Here is a 242-nt window from a genome sequence, read left to right as displayed (position 1 = left end):
TATGCCGCGGCCATCGAACGGATCAACGCCAGCGAATTGCCGGTGGTGGCCATCGACCTCCCTTCCGGACTGGATGCCGACACCGGCGCCGCGGCGGGCCCTCTGGTGCGCGCCGATCTGACCATCACCTTCATCGGCCTCAAGCTCGGCCTGTTCACCGGCAAGGGGCCTGACCATGTCGGCAGTCTGGTGTTCGAGCCGCTGATGGAGGAACCGCAGAATCCCGCCCACGCCACCGCCCA

Annotated in this window: 1 protein-coding gene; it reads left to right on the top strand. The window is 67.4% G+C overall.

The window, feature by feature from the left end:
• Positions 1-242: NAD(P)H-hydrate epimerase (locus FS767_RS22545; protein ID WP_305986832.1), on the top strand; the 242-nt coding region annotated here is incomplete at both ends.

The sequence above is a fragment of the Pseudomonas sp. DE0010 genome (genome assembly GCF_007680745.1).
GTDB classification, from domain to species: Bacteria; Pseudomonadota; Gammaproteobacteria; order Pseudomonadales; family Pseudomonadaceae; genus Aquipseudomonas; species Aquipseudomonas parafulva_B.
This window is presented reverse-complemented; position numbering and strand designations above follow the sequence as displayed.